Here is a 12,356-nt window from a genome sequence, read left to right on the forward strand (position 1 = left end):
TCGGACCAGGGTCCGGGCAGGGACAGCTCCCTTGGATGATGTATCGCCTCAGGGATTTTCGCAACGGCTCGTGCCGGGCAGTACCCGCCGATGCCTATTTAGGGACGCGGGGCCCCATCCTCAAGCGCTTTGCTCAACCTTTGCGGCGAGCGCTTCGATCCGGTCGGCGATCTGGAGCAGTGCGCGGTCGTGCGTTGTGCGCGGCGCGGCTGCTACAGCGGGCGGCGGCGCGGCCTTAAGTGCCTCGATTTCCCTGCGGGCCGCAGCGAGTTCGTCGCGCGCCTGCGTTTCGCGGCTTTCCGCTAGCGCAACCGCGGCGCGCAGCGAATCGGATTGGGGCTCGGACCTGTCGACCTTGGCCTTTGCTTCCTGCGCCTCGTCGGCGAGCATGAGCGCCGCGAAGAGAAGCTGGCGTACCTCGGTGCTGCCGGGGATGGCGCGGACCTTTTCGTCGATCAGCCCGGCGAGCTTCTGAAGCTGCGGCTCCTCGCCGTCGGCGCAGGTCAGGTCATAGGTGCGCCCGGCTATGTTCAGTCGGACATCAGCCACGATTCGCCTCCGCAATCAGTCGGTCCAGTTCACCGATAACAGCGTTAACTTCGGCTTTCAGGGCCGATTGATCGCTTGTCGGTTGATCGGATGCGCCGCGTTCTGCGCGCTCGGCCAGGCTCTTTTCGATGCGGCTCAGCGCGCGCTCGATGCGGCCGATGGCGAGGCTGGATTCGTCGAGATCGAGTTCCATGCCACAGGGGTAGCAGCGCCGGGGGAGGGGTGCAATCGCCTGTCGGCGCCGAAATGCGCGCGAATTCTTGCCGCGGGCGGTTGACTCTCGGCGGCGCCGCCGCAAAGGGCAGTCGCGCACGCCAGCCCAGACATAAGCGGGGAAAAGATGACACTGCCCGAACGCCAGCTCGCCAACGCGATCCGCGCGCTTGCGATGGACGCCGTACAGGCCGCGAACAGCGGTCACCCCGGGATGCCGATGGGCATGGCCGACGTCGCGACCGTCCTCTATTCGGATTATCTGAAATTCGATCCGAGCGATCCCAAATGGGCCGATCGCGACCGATTCGTCCTGTCGGCGGGCCATGGCTCGATGCTCGCTTATGCGACGCTCCATCTCGCGGGCTATGCGCATCCGACGATGGAGGAAATCCGCAATTTTCGCCAGCTGAACAGTCCTTGCGCCGGGCATCCCGAAAATTTCGAGCTTGCCGGCGTTGAAACGACGACGGGGCCGCTGGGGCAGGGGCTTGCGACTGCGGTCGGCATGGCGATCGCCGAGCGCCATCTCAATGCCATTTACGGCGACGACCTCGTCGACCATCGCACCTGGGTCATCGCCGGCGACGGCTGCCTGATGGAAGGCATCAATCACGAAGCGATCGGCTTGGCCGGCCATCTGGGCCTTGGCCGCCTGATCGTGCTGTGGGACGACAACAAGATCACGATCGACGGGTCGACCGACCTTTCGACCAGCGAGGACGTGAAAGCGCGTTATGCGGCGACCGGTTGGCATGTCGACAGCTGCGACGGCCATGATGCTGCCGATATTCGCCGCGCGATCGACGCGGCGCTGGCGGACGGTCGCCCGTCGCTGATTGCGTGCAAGACGCTGATCGGCTTCGGCGCGCCGAACAAGCAGGGCACGTCGGCGACGCATGGCTCGCCGCTCGGCGCCGACGAGGTGGCGGCGGCGCGCGCCAATATGGGCTGGACCGCCGAACCGTTCGTCATTCCCGCCGACATTGCCGACGCATGGCGCGGCTTTGGCCAGCGCGGCCAGTCACTTCATGCTGCGTGGAATGATCGCCTTGCAAATAGCGACAAGAAAACGGATTTTGAGGATCGCCTGGGCGGCAAGGTGGCGCCGGGCGATGCTTTCAAGGCCTATCTCGACGGGCTGGTTGCCGAACCGCCGAAGGTCGCGACGCGCAAGGCGTCGGAAAATGCGCTGACCGCGCTCACCGCCGACATCGCCTCGCTTGTTGGCGGCAGCGCCGACCTTACCGGCTCGAACAATACGAAGACATCGTCGACCAAGCCGCTGAACCGGAACGATTATTCGGGTCGCTACATCTATTATGGCATCCGCGAATTCGGCATGTCGGCGGCGATGAACGGGATGGCGCTGCACGGCGGCGTGATCCCCTATGGCGGCACTTTCCTGGTCTTTTCGGACTATTGCCGCGGCGCGATCCGCCTGTCAGCGCTCCAGCGTCAGCGCGTCGTTTACGTGATGACGCACGACAGCATCGGGCTCGGCGAGGATGGACCGACGCACCAGCCGATCGAGCATCTGCAGTCGCTGCGCGCCATGCCCAATCTGCTCGTGATGCGCCCGGCCGACGCGGTTGAGACGGCCGAATGCTGGGCGATCGCGCTCGCGCAGGACAGCCGTCCGACGCTCCTCGCACTCACGCGCCAGAATCTGCCGCCGCTGCGTCATGACGTCACGGAAAATCTTTGCTTGAAAGGCGGTTATCGCCTTCGCAGCGCCGCCGCGGCGCGCAAGGTCGTGCTGGTCGCGACCGGTTCCGAAGTGTCGCTGGCGCTCGATGTCGCCGAAAAGCTCGAAGCGGCGGGGCAGGGCGCCGATGTCGTTTCGATGGTGTCGACCGAATTGTTCGACGAACAGGATGCGGCCTATCAGGCCGATCTGCTGCCCGACGATGCCCTGATCGTCTCGATCGAGGCCGGGACGACCTTCGGCTGGGAACGCTACACCGGCCGCCATGGCCTGCGCTTCGGCATCGACAGCTTCGGCGCGTCGGCGCCGATCGACGATCTCTACCGGCATTTCGGCCTGACGGTCGACGCCATCACCCCCAAGATTCTGGCGCGGCTCGGCGCATAAGACCGGCCGCCACCTTCCGCAGAAAGGACTAACCGACATGGCAGTGAAAGTCGCAATCAACGGTTTCGGACGCATCGGCCGCAATGTGGCGCGCGCCCTTCTCGAGCGCACCGATCACGACCTTGAACTGGTGTCGATCAACGATCTGGGCGATGCCAAGGCCAATGCCCGCCTGCTTCGCCATGACTCGGTTCATGGCGCCTTCAACGGCACCGTCGAAGTCGATGGCAACGACCTGATCATCAACGGCAAGCGCATCCAGGTCACCGCCGAGCGCGATCCCGCCGCCCTGCCGCACGCCGCCAACGGCGTGGACATCGTGATGGAATGCACCGGCTTCTTCACCAACAAGGCCGGCGGCCAGAAGCATCTCGACGCCGGCGCGAAGCGCGTACTCATTTCGGCGCCCGCCAAGGAAGTCGACCTGACCGTCGTTTACGGCGTCAATGACAGCCAGATCACCGCCGATCACCGGATCATCTCGAACGCGTCCTGCACCACCAACTGCCTCGCGCCCTTTGCCAAGGTGCTGCACGAAGCGATCGGTATCGAACGCGGCCTGATGACGACGATCCATGCCTATACCAACGACCAGAAAATCCTCGATCAGATCCACGACGATCCGCGCCGCGCCCGCGCCGCCGCAATGTCGATGATCCCGACCTCGACCGGTGCGGCGGTCGCCGTCGGCCTCGTCCTGCCCGAGTTGAAGGGCAAGCTCGACGGGTCATCGATCCGCGTTCCGACGCCGAATGTGTCGGTGGTCGACCTCACTTTCACCCCGTCGCGCGAAACGACCAAGGAAGAAGTGAACGCGGTGCTCAAGGCCGCGGCCGAAGGCGCGCTGAAGGGCGTCCTTGGTTATACCGAGGAACCGCTGGTTTCGATCGATTTCAACCATAATGCCGCCAGTTCGACCATCGACAGCCTCGAAACCGCGGTTATCGACGGCAAGCTGGTGCGCGTGCTGAGTTGGTACGACAATGAATGGGGCTTCTCCAACCGCATGATCGACACGGCGGGCGTGATCGCGAAGTTCCTTTAACAATATCCTTGTGCCCCCGCGAAGGCGGGGGCCCATCTCCGACCGCATCGGAATGAAACCGGCGGTGATCAGGGGATAAGAGCGCAGGAGATGGACCCCCGCCTTCGCGGGGGAACACTCCGGGATCGGAGTGAGAGATGGCAGATTTCAAGACGCTCGACGACATCGGTGACGTCACCGGCAAGAAGGTGCTGGTGCGCGTCGATCTCAACGTGCCGATGTCCGACGGCGCCGTCGCCGACGATACGCGAATTCGGGCGGCGATGCCGACGATCCGCGAATTGTCGGACAAGGGCGCCATCGTTCTGCTGCTTGCCCATTTCGGCCGCCCGAAAGGGGCGAAGAACCCGACCCAGTCGCTCAGCCTCGTCATCGACGGCGTCGCCGACGTCCTCGGCCATTCGGTGATGTTCATTCCCGATTGCATCGGCGAAGGCGCCAAGGCGGGCGTTGCCGTCCTCGCGCCCGGCGACGTCGCCGTGCTCGAAAATACGCGCTTTCATGCGGGTGACGAAAAGAACGACCCCGCGTTCGCCGATGCGCTTGCCGAAATCGGCGACATCTATGTCAACGATGCCTTTTCGGCGGCGCACCGCGCGCATGGCTCGACCGAGGGCATTGCCCATCGGCTGCCCGCCTATGCCGGCCGCGCGATGGAGGCCGAACTCAAGGCGCTCGACGCCGCGCTCGGCAATCCCGCGCATCCGGTTGCGGCGGTTGTCGGCGGCGCGAAAGTGTCGAGCAAGATCGACGTGCTGCGCAACCTTGTCGGCAAGGTCGATCATCTGATCATCGGCGGCGGGATGGCGAACACTTTCCTCGCGGCGCGCGGCGTCGATGTCGGCAAGTCGCTGTGCGAGCACGACCTCGTCGATACCGCCAACGCGATTTTCGACGCGGCGGATGCCGCAGGCTGCACCATCCATCTGCCCTATGACGTGGTCGTCGCGAAAGAATTCGCCGCGAACCCGCCGACGCGCACCGTGAACATCCACGAAGTTGCGGCGGACGAGATGATCCTCGATGTCGGGCCTGCGGCGGTCGAGGCGCTCGGTGACGTGCTGAAAAGCTGCCGCACGCTGGTGTGGAACGGTCCGCTCGGCGCTTTCGAGATTTCGCCGTTCGACGCCGCAACCGTCGCGCTCGCCCGGACGGCGGCGGCGTTGACGCGCGAAGGGTCGCTGATTTCGGTTGCCGGCGGCGGCGATACCGTCGCCGCGCTCAACCATGCCGGCGTTGCGGACGAGTTCACCTTTGTTTCGACCGCAGGCGGCGCCTTCCTCGAATGGATGGAAGGAAAGCCTTTGCCGGGGGTAGACGCGCTTAAGGCCTGAGTTCCCATCGCATTGCGTCCCAGGCAACGGGCCGCTATGCGCGCCGCACCATACGTATGCAAACCCACGGAGACGTTATGACGACCGCCAATGCCGAGATGCTGGAAAAGATCAAATCGGGCCAGGGCTTCATCGCCGCGCTCGACCAGAGTGGCGGTTCGACGCCCAAGGCGCTCAAGGGCTATGGCATCGAAGAAGGTGAATATTCGGGCGACGAGGAAATGTTCGCGCTGATCCATGCGATGCGCAGCCGGATCGTGACCGCACCCTGCTTCAACGGCGATAAGGTGATCGGCGCGATTCTGTTCGAACGCACCATGGACGGCGAAGCCGATGGCAAGCCGATCCCGGCTCTGCTGTGGGAACGCGGCGTGGTCCCGTTCCTCAAGGTCGACAAAGGCCTCGAAGCCGAAGCCGATGGCGTTCAGTTGATGAAGCCCAACGCCGATCTCGACGCGCTGTGCGAGCGGGCGGTTGCGAAGGGCGTGTTCGGGACCAAGATGCGCAGCGTCGTCAACCTCGCCAACCCGGTGGGCGTCAAGGCAATCGTCGCGCAGCAATTTGCCGAAGCCGCGCGCATCGCCGCGCACGGCCTGATGCCGATCATCGAACCCGAAGTGAATATCAAGAGCCCCGAGCGCGATGCGGCGGACCGACTGTTGCTTGCGGAAACGCTCGCGGCGCTCGACGCATGGACCGGCGCGCCGGTCATGCTCAAGCTGTCGCTGCCCACCGAAGCAGGCCTGTTCCAGCCGCTCGTCGATCATCCCAAGGTGCTGCGCGTCGTCGCGCTCTCGGGCGGCTTCGCGCGCCCCGAAGCGTGTATCGAACTGGCCAAGAATCCCGGTATCATCGCCAGCTTCAGCCGCGCGCTGCTGGAAGATTTGCGTCACCAGATGAGCGACGCGGAATTCAACGGCTCGCTCGGCGGCGCGATCGACGAAATTCACGCCGCATCGGTCGCCTGATGACCGATAGCTGGGACCGCGTTGACACCTATATCGGCGAGAAGCTGATTGGCGACGACGCGATCCTGGCGGCCGCACTCGCCCACAATTCCGAAAACGGCTTGCCACCGATCGACGTCTCGGCGGCGCAGGGCAAGATGCTCTATCTGCTCGCGCAAATGGCGGGCGCGCGACGCATCCTCGAAATCGGGACGCTCGGCGGCTATTCGACGATCTGGCTCGCGCGGGCGCTACCGGACGATGGCGCGCTGGTGACGCTGGAAGTCGATCCCAAGCATGCCCGCGTCGCGCAGGCGAATCTCGATCGCGCCGGCCTCTCTGATCGGGCCGAGATCCGGGTCGGCCCGGCGATGGACAGCCTTGCCGCGATGACCGACGTCGCGCCTTTCGACATGGTCTTCATCGACGCCGACAAGCAGAGCAATGTCGATTATGTCGCCGAAGCGATCCGCCTCGGCCGCAGCGGCACGACGATCATCGTCGACAATGTCGTGCGCGAAGGCGGCGTCCTCGATCCCGCGAGTGACGATGCCCGCATTCAAGGAACGCGCGCGCTGTTTGACTTTCTGCAATCCGACCCGCGCATCGACGCGACCGCGCTGCAGACGGTCGGCGCGAAGGGATGGGACGGCTTCGTGCTGGCGCGGGTCGCCTAAAGACCGCCCATGAATCGGAAGGCGAAGCGGTAATCGCCGGCCTTGATCGGTCGGTCGGGGCGCTTGTCGGGATGCACCGATTCGAGCGTGATCGTGCCGTCGGCCAGCGGCGTCGGCTCGCCCAGCACCGCTTCGAAAGGCTGTGCGTCGCCATTGGGACGAAGCCAGAGAATCTTCACGCGAACGCGGCCTGCCCACACACAGGCGACTCCGACGGGGCAGCGACTGTCCTCGATCACCGCGACCGGCTGGATCAACGGGCCGTCGGCATAGGCGCGCTGGCCGATGGCGACATTGGCGGCGTCGGGCAATGCGGTAACGTCGCGAGTCGCTGCGCAGGCCGAAACGGTCGCAGCAGTGACGAGGGACAGGGTGGCGGCGCGAAACATCTTCTGCATTTGCGGCATGCTGGCGGCGTAGCTATGAACCCGCCATGACCGAACCGACCTGCCAGCTTTACCTCATCTCGCCACCCGATGTCGGCGGCGACTTTCCGGCGCAACTCGAAGCGGCGCTGGCCGCCGGCCCGGTTGCCGCGTTCCAGTTCCGCGTCAAGGGTTTGACCCAGCACGAAGCGGCGCGCCTTGCCGAACCGCTACAGGCGATTTGCGCCGCGCACGATGTCGCCTTCATCGTCAACGACGACATGGCGCTGGCGAAGCGGCTCAAGGCCGATGGCGTCCATCTGGGGCAGGGGGACGGCGATCCGCAGCAGGCGCGGCGGCTGCTCGGCCCCGGCGCGCAGATCGGCGTAACCTGTCACAACAGCCGCCACCTTGCGATGGATGCCGGCGAAGCGGGGGCGGATTATGTCGCCTTCGGCGCCTTCTTCCCCACGACGACAAAGGCGGTGGAACATCGCGCCGAACCCGAAATCCTCAGCTGGTGGCAGGGACTGTTCGAGCTGCCCTGCGTTGCGATCGGCGGGATCACGGTCGAGAATGCGGAGCTGTTGATCGATGCTGGCACCGATTTCCTTGCCGTATCGGGCGGCGTCTGGAACCATCCGGACGGCCCGGCTGCGGCGGTGCAGGCTTTCGCCGCGCTGATGGCAGCGGATTAGGCCGCGCGCGTCAGGTCCGCGTGCGCGGATGCTCGTCACGCGGTGCGTCGTCGCACTTGCGCCAACCGAACAGGCCCACGCATGGCGCCGGGCGCTTGACCGAAGCGGCCGCTTCGGGGCCGGGATGCGGCTTGGGATCGGGAAGGGTCGTCGTCATGCCCGGCTCTATGCGCCGCGCTGCGTGGCGATGATTGGATCGAAGCGTCAATTCGGTTTCGCTTCGTCGCGTTTCCACGCCTGTTTTGACTTGCCTAATCCGGCGCCGCCCGCAACACAGCGCGCGGGGAGAAGTTTATGTCCGATACCGACCAGCGCAGCGTTTCGATGCGCGAACTCACCGTCCGCGGGATCGTCCTCGGCGGACTGATCACGCTGCTGTTCACGGCGGCAAATGTCTATCTGGGGTTGAAGGTCGGACTGACCTTCGCGACCTCGATTCCGGCCGCGGTCATTTCGATGGCGATCCTGCGCTTCCTTTCGGGGGCGACGATATTGGAGAATAATATCGTCCAGACGATCGCCAGCGCGGCGGGGACGCTTGCGGCCATCATCTTCGTCCTGCCCGGTCTGGTCATCGTCGGCTGGTGGCAGGGTTTCCCCTATTGGACGACCGCCGCCGTCTGTTTCATCGGCGGAACGCTGGGCGTGATGTTTTCGGTCCCGCTGCGCCGCGCACTCGTCGCCGGGTCGGACCTTCCCTATCCCGAAGGCGTCGCCGCGGCCGAAGTGCTCAAGGTCGGGTCGCGCGCGGGCGAGGGGGCCGAGGAGAATCAGCGCGGCCTGCGCACCATCCTGCTCGGATCGCTGATCAGCGCCGGTTTCTCGTTGCTGGGCGCGATGAAGCTCGCCGCGCTCGAAGTGTCGAAGAATTTCAAGCTCGGCGCCGGCGCCACCGGCGTCAGCGGCAGCCTGTCCTTCGCGCTGATCGGCGTGGGGCATCTTGTCGGCCTGTCGGTCGGCGTTGCGATGTTCATCGGCATGGTCATCGCATGGGCGGGTCTGATGCCCGCGCTGACCGCGGCGCAGGGGCTGACCGGACCGGTCGACGATGTGGTCGGCATGGTGTTTTCGCAGCAGGTGCGCTTCATCGGCGCCGGGACGATCGGGGTCGCGGCATTGTGGACGCTGCTCAAGATCGTCGGCCCGATCGTCAAGGGCATCAAGGGCTCGATCGCGTCGTCGCGGGCGCGCGGCGCGGGCGAGGTCGTCGAGCTGGGCGAGCGCGACCTGTCCTTCGGCATCGTCGCGGGGACGATCCTGGGCTCGCTGATTCCGATCGCGGGATTGCTGTGGTTCTTTGCGCAGGGCGGCCCGATCGCGGCCAATCCGGTCGGCGTCATTTTCGCGACGCTGCTGTTCGTGCTGTTCGTCGGCGCGATCATCGCCGCGGTTACCGGCTATATGGCCGGCCTGATCGGTGCGTCGAACAGCCCGGTGTCGGGCGTCGGTATCCTCGCCATCATTGCCGCTTCGCTGATGCTGCTCCTCTTCTTCGGGCGCAATCACAGTGAAGCCGATACCGCTGCGCTTGTCGCCTATGCGCTGTTCACCACCGCGATCGTCTTTTCGGTCGCGACGATTTCCAACGACAATCTCCAGGATCTGAAGACCGGCCAGCTCGTCGGTGCGACGCCGTGGAAGCAGCAGCTCGCGCTGGTTATCGGTGTCGGCTTCGGTTCGCTCATCATTCCGCCGGTGCTCGACCTGTTGAACCAGGCATTTGGCTTTGCCGGTGCCGCGGGGGCGGGCGCCAATGCGCTGCCGGCGCCGCAAGCGGCCCTGATCAGCGCGCTGGCCAAGGGCGTGCTCGGCGGCGATCTGCGCTGGGATCTGATCGGCTATGGCGCCTTGATCGGCGCCGCGGTCATCGCCGCCGACGAGATATTGGGGCGCATGGGCAAGCTGCGCCTGCCGCCGCTCGGCGTCGGGATGGGCATTTATCTGCCGATGTCGCTGACGCTGCTCATCCCCATTGGTGCGGTGATCGGCCATTTCTGGGAAAAGCACGCCGAACGCAGCGCTCGCCCCGAATTCTACAGTCGGATGGGCGTCTTGCTGGCGACGGGCTTCATCGTCGGCGAGAGCATTTTCGGGGTATTGTTCGCGGGCGTCGTCGCGGGCTCGGGAAGCGATGCGCCGCTGGCGCTGGTCGGGGAGAGCTTCGAGCCGACGGCGATCATCGTCGGCCTTTCGCTCTTCGTCGCGTTGATCGCTTACAGCTATCGGCGCACGCGCCGCGCCACCGAAAGCGTCTAACGCGCTTGCCCTTGGCCGCGCAGGCGGCTAAGGGCGCGCTCCTGTGACCGGCGCACCCGCTGCGCCGGCGGCTCTTTCCATCCTTGAACTAGCGAGTGTGCGCGATGAAAATCACCGGCGTTGAAATCCGTCCCGGCAATATTATCGAATATGAGGGCGGCATCTGGAAGGTCACCAAGATCCAGCACACCCAGCCGGGCAAGGGCGGCGCCTATATGCAGGTCGAAGCCAAGAATCTGATCGACGGGCGCAAGCTCAACAACCGTTTCCGCAGCGCGGACACGGTCGAGAAGGTCCGCCTCGATACCAAGGATTTCCAGTTCCTCTATGCCGAGGGCGACGACCTCGTGTTCATGGACAAGGACAGTTACGAACAGATCACCATTTCGAAGGATGTCGTCGGCGAAGCCCACGAATTCCTGCAGGACGGCATGGAAGTCGTGCTCGAACTGTGGGAAGAGCGCCCGATCTCGGTCGAACTGCCCGAACAGATCGAAGCGACGATCGTCGAGGCCGACGCGGTGGTGAAGGGCCAGACGGCCTCGTCGTCGTACAAGCCGGCGATCCTCGACAATGGCGTGCGGGTCATGGTGCCGCCGCACATCACCAGTGGCACGCGTATCGTGGTCAACGTCTATGACCGCGAATATGTCCGCCGTGCTGACTAAGTAACGTCGCCCCCGCGAAGGCGGGGGCCGCTAGCAATCTGGCGCAACGCAGCCAGCGGCCCCCACCTCCGCGGGGCCGACGCGTTGAAGGAAACGAAAATGGCCGTATCCGGCATCATCACCGTCATGGAACGTGCCGCGCGCAAGGCGGGTACGAAGCTGCGCCGCGACTTTGGCGAGATCGAGCATCTGCAGGTTTCGCAAAAAGGACCGGCGGATTTCGTGTCCAAGGCCGACCAGGCCGCCGAGCGCACGCTGTATGACGAACTCACCCATGCCCGTCCGGGTTGGGGTTTCCTGATGGAAGAGGCTGGCGAGATCGAAGGCGAGCCCGGCAAGCCCCGCTTCATCATCGACCCGCTCGACGGCACCTCGAACTTTCTGCACGCGATCCCGCAATTCGCGATTTCGATCGCGGTGCAGGAACCGAAGCTCGGCGGCGGCTGGGGCGATGTGACCGCGGGGCTGATCTATCAGCCGGTTACCGACGAAAGCTATTGGGCCGAACGCGGTCGCGGCGCATGGTTGCATGACCGGCGCCTGCGCGTCTCGTCGCGCCGCAATCTCAATGAATGTCTGATCGCGACCGGCATCCCCTATATGGGCCATGGCGATTTCGGTCAGTGGAGCCGTATTTTCGGTGCAGTTGCGCCCGAAGTTGCGGGCATCCGCCGCTTCGGCGCCGCCAGCCTTGACCTCGCATGGGTCGCCGCGGGGCGGTTCGACGGCTTCTGGGAAGCCGATCTGTCGATCTGGGACGTCGCGGCGGGCATGTTGCTCGTGCGCGAAGCCGGCGGCTTCGTCAGCGATTTCCGCGGCGGTGATCGGGCGATCGAGCGCAGCGAGTTCATCGCGGGCAGCGGCGCGGTGCATTCCAAGCTGCAAAAACTGGTCGCGGGCGCGCTGCGCAACGCCTGACCCGTTACGTGAGTGCAAAAAAGGCCATCCGCGGGATAACCGGGATGGCCTTTTTGCTGTCCGCGTTTCGCCCTATCAATCGTCGTAGATGAACTCGCGATAGGCATCCATCAGCGACGCCCAGGTGTTGAAGCTCTCGCCCAGATTTTCGCGCGGCAATCCGGCAAAATCGACATCGACGTCCATTTCCAGCACCGGATCGCCTTCATTGTCGCGATAGGCGCGCGCAAAGCGTTTTTCCTTGTTCCAGCTGTTGAACTTTTCGAACGGCACATTCTTCGCGTCGTTGAACCCCATATAATATTGCAGCGTCTTGCACTCCTTGTGCGCGTCGTTGCAGTTCATGAACAGAACGAGGAATTTCAGGCCGTTGCGGCTGCTCTCGATATAGGGATCGGCATCGCTGGCGGTCACCAGCTTGGCGGGCCAGCCCTGCGATTCGACGATCGCGACGATTGCGGCGGGATTCTTGGGCGTAACCAGTTCGGCATGGGCCGGCGTCGCGCCGAGCGCGGTGGCGGCAAGTGTGGCAAGAGCAGTGGCAAATGGCAGTTGGCGCATAAAGTCCCCCAGTTGGATGGCGGCAAATCG

The 12,356-nt window shown here is 64.7% G+C and carries 14 protein-coding genes; 9 read left to right on the forward strand and 5 right to left on the reverse strand.

Annotated elements, in window-relative coordinates; all coding sequences use genetic code 11:
* Positions 1-120: 120 nt before the first annotated feature.
* Positions 121-549 (reverse strand): cell division protein ZapA, encoded by a 429-nt coding sequence (locus tag EBMC1_RS16580; protein ID WP_003051532.1) that lies wholly within the window; start codon positions 547-549, stop codon positions 121-123.
* Complete coding sequence (locus EBMC1_RS16585; protein WP_003051535.1) at positions 542-742, reverse strand: hypothetical protein; 201 nt, start codon at positions 740-742, stop codon at positions 542-544. Before EBMC1_RS16585 ends, EBMC1_RS16580 begins: the two co-directional genes overlap by 8 nt.
* A 147-nt stretch (positions 743-889) precedes the next feature.
* On the opposite strand from EBMC1_RS16585, the gene tkt reads away from it, so the two are divergent.
* The 5 genes from tkt to EBMC1_RS16610 all read left to right on the forward strand — a co-directional run bounded on the left by tkt (position 890) and on the right by EBMC1_RS16610 (position 6,860).
* On the forward strand, positions 890-2,857 hold the full coding sequence (gene tkt / locus EBMC1_RS16590) for a transketolase (protein ID WP_003051537.1): 1,968 nt from the start codon (positions 890-892) through the stop codon (positions 2,855-2,857).
* Positions 2,858-2,894: 37 nt separating this feature from the next.
* Complete coding sequence (gene gap / locus EBMC1_RS16595; RefSeq protein WP_003051541.1) at positions 2,895-3,902, forward strand: type I glyceraldehyde-3-phosphate dehydrogenase; 1,008 nt, start codon at positions 2,895-2,897, stop codon at positions 3,900-3,902.
* A 137-nt stretch (positions 3,903-4,039) separates the two neighbouring features.
* The gene (locus tag EBMC1_RS16600; RefSeq protein WP_003051544.1) at positions 4,040-5,236 is read left to right on the forward strand and encodes a phosphoglycerate kinase; all 1,197 of its coding nucleotides are present in this window, start codon (positions 4,040-4,042) and stop codon (positions 5,234-5,236) included.
* A 77-nt stretch (positions 5,237-5,313) separates the two neighbouring features.
* Positions 5,314-6,204, forward strand: coding sequence for a fructose bisphosphate aldolase (locus tag EBMC1_RS16605; protein WP_003051547.1), 891 nt, complete (start codon positions 5,314-5,316; stop codon positions 6,202-6,204).
* Positions 6,204-6,860, forward strand: coding sequence for an O-methyltransferase (locus tag EBMC1_RS16610; protein ID WP_003051550.1), 657 nt, complete (start codon positions 6,204-6,206; stop codon positions 6,858-6,860). The genes EBMC1_RS16605 and EBMC1_RS16610 overlap by 1 nt, the downstream gene beginning before the upstream one ends.
* Here EBMC1_RS16610 and EBMC1_RS16615 read toward each other — a convergent pair.
* Entirely contained in the window at positions 6,857-7,258 is a 402-nt protein-coding gene (locus EBMC1_RS16615) for a hypothetical protein (protein WP_231292949.1), read from the reverse strand. The two genes, EBMC1_RS16610 and EBMC1_RS16615, sit on opposite strands and share 4 nt — an antisense overlap.
* Before the next feature lie 35 nt (positions 7,259-7,293).
* Here EBMC1_RS16615 and thiE point away from each other — a divergent pair, with 35 nt between their 5' ends.
* Positions 7,294-7,923 (forward strand): thiamine phosphate synthase, encoded by a 630-nt coding sequence (gene thiE, locus EBMC1_RS16620; protein WP_003051558.1) that lies wholly within the window; start codon positions 7,294-7,296, stop codon positions 7,921-7,923.
* Positions 7,924-7,933: 10 nt separating this feature from the next.
* Here thiE and EBMC1_RS18565 read toward each other — a convergent pair whose 3' ends face one another.
* The gene (locus EBMC1_RS18565; RefSeq protein WP_156001419.1) at positions 7,934-8,080 is read right to left on the reverse strand and encodes a hypothetical protein; all 147 of its coding nucleotides are present in this window, start codon (positions 8,078-8,080) and stop codon (positions 7,934-7,936) included.
* 137 nt (positions 8,081-8,217) lie between these two features.
* Here EBMC1_RS18565 and EBMC1_RS16625 point away from each other — a divergent pair, with 137 nt between their 5' ends.
* From EBMC1_RS16625 to EBMC1_RS16635, 3 genes are all read left to right on the forward strand, one after another.
* Positions 8,218-10,179: an OPT family oligopeptide transporter gene (locus EBMC1_RS16625; RefSeq protein ID WP_003051560.1), complete on the forward strand. Its 1,962-nt coding sequence runs from the start codon at positions 8,218-8,220 to the stop codon at positions 10,177-10,179.
* Between the two features lie 104 nt (positions 10,180-10,283).
* Complete coding sequence (gene efp / locus EBMC1_RS16630) at positions 10,284-10,847, forward strand: elongation factor P (protein WP_003051563.1); 564 nt, start codon at positions 10,284-10,286, stop codon at positions 10,845-10,847.
* Between the two features lie 99 nt (positions 10,848-10,946).
* Positions 10,947-11,765, forward strand: a complete 819-nt coding sequence (locus EBMC1_RS16635) for an inositol monophosphatase family protein (RefSeq protein WP_003051566.1) — start codon at positions 10,947-10,949, stop codon at positions 11,763-11,765.
* A 75-nt stretch (positions 11,766-11,840) separates the two neighbouring features.
* Here EBMC1_RS16635 and EBMC1_RS16640 read toward each other — a convergent pair whose 3' ends face one another.
* Complete coding sequence (locus EBMC1_RS16640; RefSeq protein WP_003051569.1) at positions 11,841-12,326, reverse strand: YbjN domain-containing protein; 486 nt, start codon at positions 12,324-12,326, stop codon at positions 11,841-11,843.
* Positions 12,327-12,356: the final 30 nt, after the last annotated feature.

It is taken from the genome of Sphingopyxis sp. MC1, assembly GCF_000371385.1.
GTDB lineage: Bacteria > Pseudomonadota > Alphaproteobacteria > Sphingomonadales > Sphingomonadaceae > Sphingopyxis > Sphingopyxis terrae.